The organism is Kaistella yananensis, assembly GCF_026107505.2.
GTDB classification, from domain to species: Bacteria; Bacteroidota; Bacteroidia; order Flavobacteriales; family Weeksellaceae; genus Kaistella; species Kaistella yananensis.
Window position 1 is genome coordinate 387,019 of sequence record NZ_JAPCHZ010000004.1, and the last position, 16,182, is coordinate 403,200.

14 protein-coding genes are annotated in these 16,182 nt (G+C 38.6%); 4 read left to right on the forward strand and 10 right to left on the reverse strand.

Going from position 1 to position 16,182, the window contains the following annotated elements; translation table 11 throughout:
- Window positions 1-85: 85 nt before the first annotated feature.
- The 5 genes from OK344_RS08810 to gpmI all read right to left on the reverse strand — a co-directional run bounded on the left by OK344_RS08810 (window position 86) and on the right by gpmI (window position 4,807).
- The gene (locus OK344_RS08810) at window positions 86-850 is read right to left on the reverse strand and encodes a class I SAM-dependent methyltransferase (RefSeq protein ID WP_265144445.1); all 765 of its coding nucleotides are present in this window, start codon (window positions 848-850) and stop codon (window positions 86-88) included.
- Window positions 850-1,659: a type I methionyl aminopeptidase gene (gene map, locus OK344_RS08815; RefSeq protein WP_265144446.1), complete on the reverse strand. Its 810-nt coding sequence runs from the start codon at window positions 1,657-1,659 to the stop codon at window positions 850-852. Before map ends, OK344_RS08810 begins: the two co-directional genes overlap by 1 nt.
- A gap of 12 nt (window positions 1,660-1,671) precedes the next feature.
- Window positions 1,672-2,103, reverse strand: a complete 432-nt coding sequence (locus OK344_RS08820; RefSeq protein ID WP_265144447.1) for a BT0820 family HAD-type phosphatase — start codon at window positions 2,101-2,103, stop codon at window positions 1,672-1,674.
- A gap of 86 nt (window positions 2,104-2,189) precedes the next feature.
- Window positions 2,190-3,167, reverse strand: a complete 978-nt coding sequence (locus OK344_RS08825; RefSeq protein WP_088469167.1) for an acyl-ACP desaturase — start codon at window positions 3,165-3,167, stop codon at window positions 2,190-2,192.
- A 110-nt stretch (window positions 3,168-3,277) separates the two neighbouring features.
- On the reverse strand, window positions 3,278-4,807 hold the full coding sequence (gene gpmI, locus OK344_RS08830) for a 2,3-bisphosphoglycerate-independent phosphoglycerate mutase (protein ID WP_265144448.1): 1,530 nt from the start codon (window positions 4,805-4,807) through the stop codon (window positions 3,278-3,280).
- 121 nt (window positions 4,808-4,928) lie between these two features.
- Between gpmI and OK344_RS08835 the strand changes: the two genes are divergently transcribed.
- Window positions 4,929-5,615 carry an SIR2 family NAD-dependent protein deacylase gene (locus OK344_RS08835; RefSeq protein WP_265144449.1) on the forward strand — a complete coding sequence of 229 codons (687 nt, stop codon included), beginning with the start codon at window positions 4,929-4,931 and terminating at the stop codon, window positions 5,613-5,615.
- Window positions 5,616-5,781: 166 nt separating this feature from the next.
- On the opposite strand, the gene OK344_RS08840 is transcribed toward OK344_RS08835, so the two are convergent.
- The 3 genes from OK344_RS08840 to OK344_RS08850 all read right to left on the reverse strand — a co-directional run bounded on the left by OK344_RS08840 (window position 5,782) and on the right by OK344_RS08850 (window position 8,440).
- Complete coding sequence (locus tag OK344_RS08840) at window positions 5,782-6,426, reverse strand: response regulator transcription factor (RefSeq protein WP_088469164.1); 645 nt, start codon at window positions 6,424-6,426, stop codon at window positions 5,782-5,784.
- Between the two features lie 5 nt (window positions 6,427-6,431).
- Window positions 6,432-7,157 carry a sensor histidine kinase gene (locus OK344_RS08845; RefSeq protein ID WP_265144450.1) on the reverse strand — a complete coding sequence of 242 codons (726 nt, stop codon included), beginning with the start codon at window positions 7,155-7,157 and terminating at the stop codon, window positions 6,432-6,434.
- A 728-nt stretch (window positions 7,158-7,885) separates the two neighbouring features.
- On the reverse strand, window positions 7,886-8,440 hold the full coding sequence (locus OK344_RS08850) for a hypothetical protein (RefSeq protein WP_265144451.1): 555 nt from the start codon (window positions 8,438-8,440) through the stop codon (window positions 7,886-7,888).
- 86 nt (window positions 8,441-8,526) lie between these two features.
- On the opposite strand from OK344_RS08850, the gene OK344_RS08855 reads away from it, so the two are divergent.
- From OK344_RS08855 to OK344_RS08865, 3 genes are all read left to right on the forward strand, one after another.
- Window positions 8,527-9,195, forward strand: a complete 669-nt coding sequence (locus tag OK344_RS08855; RefSeq protein ID WP_265144452.1) for a YggS family pyridoxal phosphate-dependent enzyme — start codon at window positions 8,527-8,529, stop codon at window positions 9,193-9,195.
- A 78-nt stretch (window positions 9,196-9,273) separates the two neighbouring features.
- Complete coding sequence (locus OK344_RS08860; RefSeq protein WP_265144453.1) at window positions 9,274-10,458, forward strand: sigma-54-dependent transcriptional regulator; 1,185 nt, start codon at window positions 9,274-9,276, stop codon at window positions 10,456-10,458.
- Window positions 10,459-10,514: 56 nt separating this feature from the next.
- Window positions 10,515-11,876 carry an MATE family efflux transporter gene (locus tag OK344_RS08865; RefSeq protein ID WP_265144454.1) on the forward strand — a complete coding sequence of 454 codons (1,362 nt, stop codon included), beginning with the start codon at window positions 10,515-10,517 and terminating at the stop codon, window positions 11,874-11,876.
- Window positions 11,877-11,946: 70 nt separating this feature from the next.
- Here OK344_RS08865 and OK344_RS08870 read toward each other — a convergent pair whose 3' ends face one another.
- Together OK344_RS08870 and OK344_RS08875 are read right to left on the reverse strand one after the other, a co-directional pair.
- Window positions 11,947-15,102: an efflux RND transporter permease subunit gene (locus tag OK344_RS08870; RefSeq protein ID WP_265144455.1), complete on the reverse strand. Its 3,156-nt coding sequence runs from the start codon at window positions 15,100-15,102 to the stop codon at window positions 11,947-11,949.
- A gap of 20 nt (window positions 15,103-15,122) precedes the next feature.
- The gene (locus tag OK344_RS08875; RefSeq protein ID WP_265144456.1) at window positions 15,123-16,178 is read right to left on the reverse strand and encodes an efflux RND transporter periplasmic adaptor subunit; all 1,056 of its coding nucleotides are present in this window, start codon (window positions 16,176-16,178) and stop codon (window positions 15,123-15,125) included.
- Window positions 16,179-16,182 lie beyond the last annotated feature (4 nt).

Consider the following 16,182-nt stretch of genomic DNA (forward strand, 5'->3'; position numbering starts at 1 on the left):
TTTAAGTGATTTTTCAGAATGGTGATGAATCGGAATTCCCTGTTCTGAAAACTATCTTGCAAAGATAGCGATAATTGAATTGTTATTATTTGAAAACTACCGGAAGGATTTCATTTTCAATAAGACCAAATTTTTTTCGGTCTTCATCGGAAAATTTTCTTGAATAAAAATTGATATCGGTTTGAAAACCAACACTTTTTAGTCTTTCAAAGTAATCCATTCCGTACCAGCGAACGTGGTCGTACTGACCGAAATGTTTCTGCCTTTCTTTAGGATCTTTAATACTGAAATCTTCGTAGGTTTTTTCTAAAGAATTCTTCATCGGAACCTGAAAAATTCCCCATCCGCCTTTTCTCATTATGCGATAAAGCTCGCTCATCGCCTTTCTGTCGTCTTCAATATGCTCCAAAACGTGATTGCAAAAAATGATGTCAAAGCTTTCATCTTCAAAAGGTAGATCCAGAATATCTGCTTTTACATCAACAATCGGTGAAAATAAATCGGCTGATGTATAGTCCAGATTCTTCATTTTTTTGAATTTCCTTAGAAATTCCTGTTCAGGCGCAATGTGAAGAACTTTGTAATTTTTGGTAAAAAAATCGGTTTCATTTTTCAGATAAAGCCACATTTGGCGGTGTCTTTCGAGACTTAAAGTTCCCGGAGAAAGTGCATTTTCGCGCTGTCTTCCGTATCCGTAAGGTAAAAATTTACGGTAAGATTTGCCGTCGATTGGATCCGTGAATGTATTGCCTTTAAACAACTGATAAATCAACGGCCGAAGAAAAATGCTTAAGTTAATAAGCATTGGTCTTGGGATTTTGTTTAAAAGGAATTTGGCGATTTTTTTCATTAAAAATCCAGCGTAAATGGTTTTTCTTCGTCGCTTACAATTCCCAGCGCTTCATAAATATAGCTGAATGTTGAAAGCAAAACGGGTTTGCCATTAATAATACAAACATCATGTTCGAAATGCGCAGAAGGTGAATTGTCGAGAGAAGTCACCGTCCATCCATCATCGTGAAACTTCACTTTTTCGGTTCCTAAATTTACCATAGGTTCGATGGCGAGTACAATTCCGTCTTTTAAAACTTTTCCGCTGCCTTTTCTGCCGTAATTCGGAACCTGAGGATCTTCGTGCATTTTTCTGCCCAAACCGTGCCCAACCAATTCGCGCACAACACCATAACCGTGTTTTTCACAATGTTCCTGAATGGCATTGGAGATATCTCCTACTCTTTTTCCGCGGACGCACTGTGCAATGCCTTTGTATAAAGATTCTTTGGTAACCTTCAGCAGTTTTTTGGTCTCTGGAGCTACTTCGCCCACCTCGAATGAATAGGCATGGTCCCCATAAAAACCATTCATATACACACCACAATCCACTGAAAGGATGTCGCCTTCCACCAAAGGTTTGTCGTTCGGAATGCCGTGTACTACTTCTGCGTTAGGCGAAATACAAAGGTTTTTTGGGAAACCGTACATTCCTAAAAATGCAGGTTCGCCACCATGATCCCGGATGAATTCGCCACCAAGTTTATCCAAATGGTTGGTTGTAGCGCCGGGTTTTATTTCTTTGGCAAGCATTCCTAAAGTTTTGGAAACGAGTTGTGCACTTTCGCGCATCAGCCTCAGCTCGTCGAGTGTCTTTAATATAATCATAGGAAATAACTTTTACCAGAAAAGTCCTTTTTTCTTGTCTTTTTTCATTTTAGAATAGGCTAAAACTTCTGAGCCTTCAACACGGAATTCGATTCTTTCATTGATGATGTTATAGATTTCGCCCCAACCCGGAAATCCGCCGAGGTTTCTGTCATCGATAAATAAATCGGCATCAATTTTTCGCGAAGCTTGTGAATGATCAAAAATTTCACCTTCAAAACTTGAATTAACGGCATAAAATTCAACACCATTTTTTTTGCAAAATTCTACAGCTTCATCTAAAGTTTTACCGTGTCTGTAAGTCCACAAAATTAATCTGTAACCTTCGGACTGAAGTTTTTTAAGGGTTTCAAATGCAAAAGTTTTGGGTTTGCCAATTCCGGGATATGCGTCTTCAACAATAGTTCCGTCGAAATCAATGGCCAGTTTTTTATTGCTTTTCATTATTCTAAAATTTCAGATGTGCAAAGATAATAAATAAAAGAGCGGTTGAAAAACAACCACTCCCAGAAATTAATTATTATGCTGTATTATGATTTTACCCATTTAAACTGGTATTCTAAATCAGGAGTTGCAATTCTGTCGGTAATTCTTTGAAGCCTGGCCGGAAGTTTCATTAGATATTCCTGTGCTTTTTCAGCTTTTTCGGTAAGTCCGGAGATATGTTCAATTTTCCAGTCTGCAAGAAGATCACTGAGAATGTTGATGTAATCCTGACCGGTGTAAACCATAGCTCTTTGTGCCGCATCGGAGAAATGTCCCCAAAGTTCACCTGCTTTCTGGCCAGATTCGCGCATTAGGTGTGCAGGCATTACGATTTTTTTACGCATCATGTCTTCAAAAGCAAGCATCATTTCGGATGGATCCAGTTCGAATATTCTTGTAACGAACTGTTTGTAGGCTTTTGCATGTCGGGCTTCGTCAGCAGCGATCACACCACACATTCTCGATAATTTGGTATTTCCTGTCTGTTTGGCAAGAGAGCCTACTCTACGGTGAGAAATATTGGTTGCCGTTTCCTGAAAACTGGTATATACAAAATTTCTGTAAGGATCCATAGACGTTCCGATATCGAAACCGTCCTGAATTAAATACTGTGTGGTAATTTCTACTTCGCGCATATTTACGCGCCCACAGAGATAAAGATATTTGTTCAGCAAATCGCCGTGACGGTTTTCTTCGGCAGTCCAGCTTCTAACCCACTGCGACCAGCCGGATCTGTTTTCCTGTTCTACACCGTCGATTCCCATAATCCAGGATTCATAACTCGGCAATGCCTCTTCGGTAATACAGTCGCCGATTAGGGTAACAAAAAGATCGTATCCCATTTCCTGAGCATAGGTCTGAAGCTCCTCTACATCGTGCTTAAAACTATCTGCAGAGGGATCCGGAAGGAAATCTGTAGGTTGCCAAATTTTTTCAACAGGCGTTAAATAGGAGGAAATAAAGTCATCAACTTCTTTACCTAAATTCCGCATGACTTCAATTCTCACTAATTTATTATACATTATTTTGCTTTTTAGAAGGGACAAATATATATTAAATTTTAGTATTTCATGCATAGCTTTTTTGAAAAACTAAAATTTAATCGCCTAAAAAGATATTATTTTATTTAAAACTAACTTACAAGAATTTCTCCGGTCATGATTTCCGGAACCGGAACGCCCATTACTGTTAAAATTGAAGGAGCAACATCACCCAATTTACCAGGTTTTAAATTCCATGCTCGGTCTTTATCCATTACGATCAGCGGAACCAGATTTGTTGAATGTTGTGTATTCGGACTTCCGTCCGGATTTTTCATCACATCAGAATTTCCATGATCCGCAAGAATGAAAACGGCATAACCGTGTTCATAACCCGCGGTTGCAACTTTCTGGATGCAGGAATCTACGGTTTCCGCAGCTTTCACGGCCGCAGAAAATACGCCAGTATGGCCTACCATATCGGTATTTGCAAAATTCAGGCAGATAAAATCTGCTGTCTCATTTTCGATTTCCGGGAGAATTTTTTCTGTAATGTCATAAGCAGACATTTCCGGTTTGAAATCGTAAGTCGGAACATCTTTCGGGCTTGGGCAAAGCAATCTTCTTTCTCCTAAAAATTCGTCTTCTCTTCCGCCGGAAAAGAAAAACGTAACATGCGGATATTTCTCAGTTTCTGCTACCCTAATCTGGGTTTTTCCGTTACGCTCTAAAATTTCGCCGATGGTTTGCTCCAGAACCTTTTCGTCGAAAACCACTTTAATGTTTTTATAATCTTTATCATAGTTCGTCATTGTAACATAATAAAGATTCAGATGGTTCATTCCAAATTCAGGAAAATCGTTCTGTGAAAGGACTTCTGTAATTTCCCGCCCGCGATCCGTCCGGAAGTTGAAACAGAAAACCACATCATCATTTTCAATCTTAGTAACAGGCAAATTACTTTCTTTTAGGCAAATAATCGGACGCATGAATTCGTCGGTAATTCCGTCTTTATAACAGTTGTCGAATGTAGATAAAATATCATGTGTAGGCTCACCTAATCCTTTTACAAGGGCATCATAAGCTAATTTTACACGCTCCCATCTCTTATCACGATCCATCGCGTAATATCTTCCGGTAACTGAAGCGAGTTTCCCTGTCGTAAGTTTCATGTGATCTAAAATTTCTGCGATAAAACCCTTCCCCGAATGCGGATCACAGTCGCGTCCATCAGTAAATGCGTGCACAAAAACATCGTCATTCAAGCCATACTCATGCGCTGCGGTGAGCAAACCTTTTAAATGATTGATATGGGAATGAACGCCTCCATCAGAAACCAATCCAATAAAATGAACTTTTTTCTTGTTCAAACTCGCATATTCAAACGCCTGGGTAATTACATTTTCTTTTCCTAAAGTTGCATTTTCGACAGCCATGTTAAGTTTTACCAGATTTTGATAAACAACCCTTCCGGCGCCTAAATTCATGTGGCCTACTTCCGAATTCCCCATCTGCCCGAAAGGCAAGCCGACAGCAATTCCGCTGGCTTCCAGCGTTGTATTAGGGAAATTATTATAACAGGAATCGATAAAAGGGGTGTTTGCCTGAGCAATAGCTGAAACTTCCGGGTCAGTTCCTAATCCCCACCCGTCCAATATGGCTAAAATGGCTTTCTTTGACATTTTGAATATATTTTATTATGCTTACAAATTTAGCGATTTTGTAAACAATTTCCATAAATTTAAGCCGCAGTCTTTTAAAGCAGGTTTTAGCAACATTAATAATTATTTTTAAAGTAGAATCATGAAAAAGAAATTGGTAGTATTTTCCGGTGCAGGGATTTCTGCAGAAAGCGGCGTGAAGACTTTTCGGGATTCAAATGGGTTGTGGGAAAATCACCGCATTGAGGATGTAGCGAGTTTTGAAGGATTTCAAAAAAATCCGCAGATGGTACTTGACTTTTATAACGCTAGAAGAAAACAACTTTTGGAAGTAAAACCAAATGCTGCACACTTAATATTAGCGGAACTGGAAGCGTTTTTTGATGTGGAAATTATTACCCAAAATGTAGATGATCTTCATGAAAGAGCGGGCTCAAGTAAGGTTATCCATCTTCATGGTGAACTGTTGAAAGTACGTCCACTTAATTCAGAAACTGAAATTTTCCACTGGGAAAAAGATTTATATGTGGGTGATTGCGATGCCAATGGTGTTCAGCTCCGTCCGCACATTGTTTGGTTTGGTGAAATTGTTCCTGAAATGGAGAAGGCAATTCAGTTAGCTTCAGAAGCAGAGATTTTTTTAATTATCGGAACTTCTATGCAGGTTTATCCGGCTGCTGGGCTTATAGATTATGTTCCGGCGAACTGCGAAATTTTTGTCATCGACCCAAATCTTGAAAACAGTTATGCAAAATATGAGAACTTTTTTAAAACTTCCGCGACTGAAGGAGTGAAGATTTTGAGGGAGCTATTGATGCGTAAATATTAAAAATTGTAAACATGCTTTAAGCGATTTAAATACTTACTTTTTTGGTATTTAAAAATAAAAAAGAACCAGCCAAAAACCGGTTCTCTTTTTTTCATTATTTGTGTCATATTTGATACCACAAAAGTAATTAATAATTATCTTAAAAATACCGTGAAAACACCCTTTTTTAACATAAGTTGTGTTTTATTGCAAAAAGAACAATACCGACGCGGGTTTTTACATTAAGTTTCAGAAAAATTGAATCTCTGTAACCATCTATGGTACGGGGACTTACGAACATCTGATCTGCAATTTCCCTATAGGTAAGTTCGGAGCAGGCAAGTTTAATAAATTCCAGTTCACGGTCTTTTAAAGTTTCATTCAGGTTTTTCATGAATTTTTCTTCAGTTTTAATTTTCAAAAGACTCTGGGTAACCATATCGGTATAAAAAATGCCTTTTTCATGCACGATATTAATGGCATTAAAAAGAATATCGGGCGACATATCTTTGAGCAGATAGCCTTTAGCGCCGGCTTTCATCATTTTAATAATTGTTCCTTCATTATCCTCCATTGTTAAAGCGATTACTTTGAGATTAGGAAATTTACGTGAAATTTCCGCCGTCGTTTCAATACCGTTTTTAATCGGCATATTAATGTCCATTAAAACAACATCGGGATAAGTTTTTACTTTCTCCAGCTCGTCTATAAAATCCTGTCCGTTGAAACAGTTCATCGTAACCTGAAAGTTAGGATTCAGTGAAATCATATTTTCAAGCGCTTTAGAAACCAGCTTGTGATCATCCACAATTGCAACTTTTACAGCTTCCATGTTTTTTATTTTTTGGGATATATAAGTTTTAGAACTGTACCCACATTTGCTTTACTTGTAATCTGCAAATCTGCATTCATCATCAAAGCTCTTTTCTTCATATTGTTAAGTCCGGAACCGTCTGTCTTCCCTCCTTTAATTCCTACCCCATTATCCTGAATGATTATTTTCAGTGTTTTGGGACTGTCTTTAACTTCTATATTTAAGTTTTTCGCTTTTGAATGTTTAAGTGTATTATTCACACTTTCCTGAATGATTCTAAAGATGATAACCCCATCTTTCGGGTTAATTTCAATATCATGTTTATTGCTACGGAGTTCAATGTCAATTAATTTCAGTCTGGCAATTCTGTTCATTTCGATTTCCAGGGTATCAATAAGTCCGAAATGCTCTACCTGATCCGTTATAAAAGTTTTTGACATATTCCTAATGTCCTGAATGGTTTCCCCCAGCAATTCGTTAATCTCCGATAAACTTACATTAGCCATTTCATCACACTGTGAAATCAATTGATTAATCATAAGTTTGGCTACAGAAAGCTTCTGGCCAATATCGTCGTGCAGTTCCTGACCTATATAGTTTAAAGTAACTTCGCGCATCTCAATCTGTGCAAGGGTAAGTTCCTGCTGAAATTTCATGTCATTCTCTTTTTGGGAAAGCAACAACTCGCCTTTTTTTCTTACGTAGAATACATAGATCAAAACCATCATTAATACTACGGACAGTATCATGATGGTTGAAATTATAATCAATATGTCAACTTCATTGGCTTTCAATGATTATCCATAATTAATATTTCTTTTCTACTAAAAAAAATACCTGCCAGCATAATGGTATATCCCGTAAAGTTAACAGAATAAAGTAATATGAGAAAAATATTTTTAGAAATTGATAACTGAATTGCATTTTTACTCATAATAATCAGCGGTAAAACGCCCAAATAAATTACAATAAGGCTTATGGAAACCCAGAAAGGATAATAGGTTATAATGTTAAATATTTTCTCGGAATTAAATGTTTCAAAGAAAAAAAGCGTAATGGAAAGCAAAAGCAGAAATATTGTGATAAAGTATGTTATATAAGGAAGAAATGAAAAGAAATCATCTATAAATATTACTGACAGTATAATATTCAGAAAATTTAAACAGATAATTCCTAACTGTATAATCTTCGAACGCCGCTTTTCGAGAATTTTATAGTAATAAATGAGAACCGTACTTAAAGAACAAATAATTACTCCTCCGGACATAAATGGTGTTGAATTATATTGTTCTCCATACATTATTTTACCGATGGTCGCGAATAATTCTGATAGGAATACAAAAATCATGGATATAATAAAATACCAGATCTGCGGCCCCAAATGTTTTCTTCTAATGATTAATAAAATAATAATAATAAAATAAATAACCAGTAAAGCACCGGTTAAATACAATCTGTTAATTTCCATAGCATTGGTCTAGTAAGGAGGGTTTGCCGAAGAAAAATCCATACCTGGAACGCCTTCGATTTCTTCACCTTTCATTGATGAACTTTGTTTTGTAGAAGATTCTTCCTTATCATCAGAAATTACCGTCGGAATTAAATAAACAGTCTGATATCCATAGAGTTTGGAGTCTAACCGGGAATCAAAATCACCTTTTTCAGGATATTGTCCCATTTTTATTTTTATTCCTGTTACCTTCTGATTTTTGCTTTCGGCTTCTTTTTTTGCAAAAGCGATATAGCCTTCCAGATCTTCTAAAGTATACCAAAATTCACGGGAATCTGGGTTGTTCTTACTACGTTTTTCGTTGATATACCTGTAGTTGTTTACGGAGTAAGTCGAATCCAGTTTCAACATGAGATCTTTATCAATCATTTTTTTCTGGTAACTGCCGGTAACTTCTGTCTGGGTCACTTCTAGCTTACCTTCGCCGGAATTTTCCTGCTTACTTGCCTGATTACAACCTGCTAAAACAATCGTTGACAGCACACACAGCAACCCACCGAAAGTATAGATTTTTATTTTCATAATTTTTATTTTAACCAAAAATACTTTATATTTGATTACGAAATACAGTAAAAACACCCTTTTTTACTGATTATGCAAAAAACCTCATGTCTTCTAAAGAAATCAACACCAATTATCAAAGAGTTAAGAACAATTTACCAGATGATGTACAGCTTGTTGCGGTATCAAAAACTCATCCTGCAGAAAAAATAATGGAGGTTTATAGCCTTGGCCAGCGTATATTCGGTGAAAATAAAGTACAGGAACTCCGTGAAAAGCAACCGCTGCTTCCAAAGGATATTCAATGGCATCTGATCGGCCATTTGCAAACCAATAAAGTAAAATATATCGCAGATTTTATTGATACAATACAAAGTGTAGATTCAGCTAAACTATTGGAAGAAATAGACCGACAGGCAGCCAAGCATAACAGGAAAATTAAGATTCTGCTTCAGGTGAAAATAGCAGAAGAAGAATCTAAATTCGGTTTAGAAATTCATGAAGCCAAAGAACTTTTCACAGATTGGTTGAACGGTAATTATCCAAACATACAAATACAGGGCTTAATGGGAATGGCGACGTTCACCGAAAATAAAGACCAGGTGATGAAAGAATTCACTTTCCTGAAACAAATATTCGATAAAATGTGTCTGCAAAAACCATTAAAAATTTTATCAATGGGAATGAGCGACGATTACCCACTCGCCATCACTTGTGGAGCAAATTCTGTCCGAATAGGGTCCGCCATTTTCGGGCAAAGACAATATGACCTGTAATTCGTTTTAGGTACGTTTATTGCTACATATTCTGCAAATTCTAAAACTGAATTTTATTAAATCCATAAATTTTTATTAATGCAAAAAATCTTAATTGTTGAAGATGAAAAAGCCATTTCTGGCGTACTTCAAAGTATCCTTTCCGATGAACTGCCGGATTACGAATTTGTAATTGCCGAAGACGGTCTGGAAGGATTAAAGCATATTGAGAAAGAAGATTTCGCTTTGGTGGTTTCCGATATTAAAATGCCTAAAGTTTCGGGTACTGAACTGTTGAAACAGGCTTTACAGTTAAAACCCGACACTACTTTTGTAATGATTTCCGGACATGCAGACATCGATACTGCGGTAGATTGTCTGAAGGAAGGTGCTTATGATTTTATATCGAAACCAATTGACATTAACCGCCTTATTACGAGTGTAAAAAATGCTTTAGACAAAAGAAACCTCACCAGAACCAACCAGGTTCTTAAAGTAGAAAACACGACTTTAAAAAAGAAAGTCAATAAAAAATACCAGATGATCGGTCAGTCTGCTGCCCTGAAGAAAATTCAGGACATGATAGAAAAAGTAGCAACTTCCGATGCCAGGGTTTTAATTACAGGACCAAACGGAGCCGGAAAAGAACTTGTAGCCCACTCCATACATGCGCAAAGTGACCGAAGCAAAGGGCCAATGATTGAAGTAAACTGTGCAGCAATTCCCTCGGAACTTATTGAATCTGAACTTTTCGGTCATGTGAAAGGAAGTTTTACGGGAGCGATTAAAGATAAGCAGGGGAAATTCGAACTTGCAAATAACGGAACCATTTTCCTTGATGAAATTGGTGATATGAGTCTTGTTGCACAGGCAAAAGTACTTCGTGCACTGCAGGAAAGCAAAGTTTCGCCTGTTGGCAGCGATAAAGAGATTAAGGTTGACGTTAGAGTTTTGGCGGCCACCAATAAAAATATGAAAGCCGAAATTGAAGCCGGAAAGTTCAGAGAAGACCTTTATCACAGGCTTTCGGTTATTGAAATTTATGTTCCACCGCTGGATGAACGAAAAGAAGATATTCGACTGTTGGTTGAACATTTTTCAAAAATTATCTCTGAGGAACACGGAACCGCACAAAAAGCTTTTGATGAGAAAGCCATTGCAGCCCTCGAGAATTTCAGTTGGACCGGTAATATCCGGGAGCTCCGTAACGTAGTAGAACGGCTCATTATCTTAGGCTCAAATCCGGTTTCGGCAGAGGATGTTGAGAATTTTGTAAGGAAATAATAACATTAAATAAATAAACCAGGAAGTTTGCAGTATTTTTGCTGCAAATTTTTTTTATGAAATTTTTCAATAAGCAATACACCAAAGCGTGTCTCACACTGGCGCTTCCGGTAATGATTACACAGGTGGGCCAGGTTTCGGTTAATTTATTCGATAATATTATTGTCGGTAAACTTCTGGGTGCGCAGGCTCTGGCATCGGTTTCCCTGGGAAATGCTGTGTTTTTCTCGATTTTCGTATTTGCGCTGGGATTTTCATTTGCTATTCCGCCATTGGTTTCTGAGGCACATTCGCAGGAAAAGCACAGCGTCATCAATTCTGTATTCCGCCATGGATTTGTCATTAATATCGGCATTGGTTTATTGCTGATGATACTTCTCTATGCTGCCATGCCTCTCCTCTATCACATGGATCAGCCGGAAGAAATTATTCCTGACACGATAGGTTTTCTCAGCATTATGACGATAAGCATCCTACCGTTCATGGTTTTCCAGACACTGCGTGAAGTTTCCGAGGGTTTGTCGTATACAATCGGTGTTACCAAAGCTACCATTATTGCAAACGTTATTAATGTTGGTTTGAATTATGTTTTCATAAAAGGAATGTTCGGATTTCCTCCGATGGGCGTAAAAGGTTCTGCCTTAGCCAGTTTAATTGCAAGAATTTTTATGATGGTATTTCTTTACTATGTATTGCTGAAAGAGGAAAAAACAAGAAGATACATCAAAGCATTTTCTTTAAAAATCGCAGAATTTTCCAAAGAAATGTTCAGAAAAATGCTGAAAATAGGATTTCCTACTGCGTTACAAATGTTTTTTGAAGTTACAGCATTTGCGGGTGCTGCTTTCATCTGTGGTCTGGTATCGGCAAAAGACATTGCATCACACCAGATTGCACTCTCAATGGCATCATTTACCTTTAATCTCTGTGTCGGATTCAGCGTGGCATCAACCGTTTTGATTGGCCGAAAATTAGGAGAAAGGGACTATGTGGGATTAAAAAATATAGGCATTAATAACCTGAAACTCGTATTTATTTTTATGTTTGTTTGTGGTTTGTTTTTTATCATCGGAAGACACATTCTGCCCACATTCTTTACGAAACCTGAAGATGTAGATGTGGTTCAGCTTGCTGCAAAACTCATGATTATCGCTGCACTGTTCCAACTTTCGGATGGTATTCAGGTGGTGGCTCTGGGAAGTCTCCGGGGAATACAGGACGTGAAAATCCCATCAATCATCACCTTTATCGCCTACTGGCTTATTGCAATTCCGTTGGGTTATGTACTTTGTGTTCCGCTAAAGATGGGCGCTTTCGGCATGTGGATTGCCCTTGGTCTTGGTCTAACTGTTTCAGCAGCTTTGCTTGTTTACAGGTTTTTGAGTCTATCTCAAAGAAAAATCAATGCTGCGATATAATTAAATATTTAAATAATAAAAAAATCCCTGAAATAACTTCAGGGATTTTTTTATTTAGAAAAGTTGTTGATTAAAAATCAATTTCCTGTTCTGGATGGATGTGCTCGTAATCAGCCACCATTTCTTCTTCGTAGTTTGTTTTTTCCTTTTTAGAAAAACGGTATTCCAGTTTTACAACGATCAGATATACCACAGGTACAATGATCAGCGTAAGGAAAAGCGATGAAATTAGACCACCAATGATAACGATCGCCAGACCATTATTCATTTCCGCAGCAGCACCGGAAGCCAACGCAATTGGAAGCATACCGAAAACCATCGCAATGGTTGTCATAAGAATCGGTCTTAACCTTGCATGGTTCGCCTGAATCAGCGCGTTCTCAATGGTTTCGCCTTTATCGAGTCTGTGGTTGGCAAAGTCTACGAGTAATATCGCATTCTTGGCTACAAGACCGATAAGCATAATGATACCAAGAATCGTAAAGATATTTAAACTCTGGTTGGTTAATGCCAGTGCCCAAAGTGCTCCGATAAATGATAACGGAATTGAGAACAGTACGATGAACGGTTTCAGAAAGTCATCGTAAAGTACCACCATAATCATGTAAACAAGCATAATCGCAGCCAGTAAAGCTACTCCCAACGTTCCGAAACCTTCGCTTTGGTTCTCCATATTACCTCCCCAAACCCAGTTTACACCGGCAGGTTTTTTAACTTCAGCCATTTTTGCTTCCCATTCGGCAGCTACGGCTCCGGTTGTTTTTCCTACAGTCTGTGCCTGAACGGTAACGGAAGGTGAACGGTCATAACGCTCAAGCAACGCCGGGCCGGAAGTAAAGTTGATGTCTGCAAACTGCGATAACTGAATTCTGAAACCATCTTTATTAACAAAGTTGATATTCCGCACGTCATCAATACTTGTACGGTTGGCTTCATCCAGGATGATATTGATATCATATTCATTGTTTCCGGTACGGAATTTATTGTCGGTATTTCCACTGAAAGCGGTTCGCAGCGTTTGTCCTACTGTAGCAACATTCAACCCGAGAGATGTCATCTTATCACGGTCTACCGTAACTGAAATTTCCGGATTTCCTTCTTCTACACTCAGTTTTATTTCAGAGGCACCGTCAATTTTATGCAGTTGCGCTTCGGCAGTTTTTGCATAAGACATTGCGTCTTCTAGGGTGGTTCCGGTTACCGTCATTTGGAGCGGAGCCTGTTCTGCTCCCATAAATCCAACCGGTACCGTGGTTACTTTGGCACCCACCAATACTTTTTCAAGTTCACGTTTCAGCTTGGCAGCATATACTTTGGTATCATCTTCTCTTTCAGATTTAGGCACCAATTCAAGACTGATTTCAGATTTATAGTTGGTAGACTGCATTGCGCCCATACCTCCACTCACCTGACCTACCGAGGTAATCATCTTTACGATTTCAGGTTTTTGCGCAAGATATTTTTCTGCATCCTGCGTGATAAAATTGGTTTCTTCAAGAGAAGTGTCTTTCGGCATTTCAATCTGTACCAGGAATTCTCCTTTATCAGTTCCCGGGAAGAAATCGGAGCCGATGTAACCCATTGCTGCCAATGCAATTGCACTAACAAATAAAATAATGGTAATCCCGAAAGTTTTCAATTTGTTTACTAAACTCCATTTCAGGATTCCTTCTATTTTGTGGGTAAACCAGGTAAGTCCGTCCTCGAATTTTTCAAGTATTTTACCAAAGAAAGATTTATTGTCAATAACTTCCAGCTTTCCATAACGTGAGAAAAGCCAAGGTACAACGGTAAAAGATACTAACAATGAAAGCAATGTTGCGATAATCACCGTAACACAGAACTGGGAAATAATATCTGAAACCAAACCGGAACTCATCGCGATCGGAAGAAATACCACTACAATTACCAAGGTAATGGCAGTAACGGTAAAACCAATTTCTTTTGCTCCGTCATAAGATGCACGCACTTTATTCTTGCCCATCTCCATGTGGCGGTGAATATTCTCGATAACTACAATTGCGTCATCCACAAGAATACCAACCACAAGGGAAAGCCCAAGCAAACTCATAAGGTTCAAACTGTAACCCAGAATATACATCCCAATAAATGTCGCAATAAGCGATGTTGGAATCGCCACCATTACAATAAGCGCGTTTCTGAAACTGTGTAAGAAGAACATCATTACAAACGCCACAAGCCCAATAGCAATCAATAAATCTTTGATTACAGCATTCGCCGCTTCAAGGGTAAATATGGAAGTATCACTGGCTATTGCAATTTTGATGTTACGGTCTTTGTACTGCTCCTGAATCTGAGCGATTTTCATCTGCACCAGTTCACTTACCTCTACTGCATTGGCATCAGTCTGCTTCTGTACCTGGAGCATCATGGTATTTTCCTGATTGATACGAGCAATTTTATCTGCTACCTTCTGCGTATCCTGAACTTCAGCAATGTCTGAAAGGCGGATGTTCTGACCATTTTTTGAAGAAATGGTAAGATTTCTGAGTTCTTCAACTGATGAAATTTTTCCTGCAAGACGGATGAGTGTGCTGTTTTCACGGGTCTTCAAACTTCCCGTTGGGAAATCGAGGTTTGACATGGTGATCATCTGCTGAACTTCGGGGATGGTAAGTCCGTAACCTTCAAGTTTTTCCTGATTAAGGTTGATGCGGATTTCGCGTTCCTGTCCACCGATGATGTCTACTTTTGATACGCCGGGAATCCTAGAAAATTCAGGCTGAATTCTTTGGTCAATGAGTTCGTAGAGTTCATTCTCAGTCAAATTACCGGTTACCCCCATTCTTACAATCGGCATATCCGAAAGCGAGAACTGGGTAAGCGAAGGTTCATCGATATCTTCTGGAAGATCGGAACGGATCGCATTAATCTTGCGCTGGGCTTCATTCAAAGCAAAATCCACATCGGCATCATTATTAAACTGAATGATAACTACCGAAAGACTTTCGTATGATTTGGACTGAATTTTCTTTACGCCTTCCAAAGCCGAAACCGCGTCTTCTATTTTTCGGGAAACTGTATTTTCTACCTCCGCCGGCGATGCACCGGGATATACTGTGGCTACGGTTACTACCTTTACTTCGAATTTTGGAATAAGCTCGTAATTGAGCTGGGTATAACTGAAGAGCCCACCAATGATCAGTAATGCGAGCATTACGATGACCAAACTGGGTCTCTTAATCGATACTTCTGCTAATTTCATTTATTTATTTTTACCGATTATTACTTAAGTTTACGGATAGGAGTTTTATCTGTCAGGTTAATCTGGCCGCTGGTTACAACTTCGTCACCAGCCTTCAAACCACTGATAACTTCTACACGGTCGCCGTAGTTTACACCTCCTTTAATCTTTGTAAGATAGGCGATATTGTTTCTTACAACAAACACCTGATTATCACTTACACTTCCCACAAAAGCATCACGTGGAATGGTAAGTACGTTGGTTGCACCACTTCTGTTGAATATTGCGGTTCCGTACATTCCTGCTTTTAGTTTATTAAAACTGTTCGGTACTGTAATTTCTACCGGGAATTTTAATGCGCCGGAAGCTGATGGTGCAATAAATGTGATTCTTCCGTCAATCGCTCCTTCAATCACATCAGGCTGAACTTTTACTGTATTTCCTACTGAAAGCTGGCTGACCATAGACTGATCTACATCTACCTTAAGTTTTACCGATGAGATATCTACAACTTCAACAATAGGAGTTCCGGCACCAACAACAGTTCCAACTTCTACAAATTTCTGGTTTACGATTCCGCTTACTTTTGAAACCACATTGGTATCGCCCGACTGAAGGTTTGCAGACTGTAACTGAGTTCTGGCGTTTTTAACCTGAAGTCTTGCCTGATCGAGCTGCAAAGCAGTAACTCCACCTGTTTTATAAGCCTGTTCATAACGGTTTAGGGCCATAACTGCATTATCCAGATTTGCTTTTGCACCTGAAACATTAACATTCAGTTTTTCACCGGCAAGTCTTCCGATACTTTGTCCGGCTCTTACATAACTTCCTTCTTTAACGTAAAGAGCGATAAGCTGCCCGCCCATTTCTGCGGAGATCTGCGCCTGACGGTTTGGAAGGAAAGTTCCGTTAACAGAAAATTCTCCGCTTACATCTTCGGTTTTTACAGTGGCGGTACGAACTGCTACATCCTTATTTTTCTCTGCTACAACAGCCACTTTCTCTTCGTTGCTTTTTTTGTTGCGCTGAAGGATAAAGAAAAAAGCCACACCAATCCCGAGGATGGCCAATATTGTAATGATGGTATTTTTTTTCATAGTT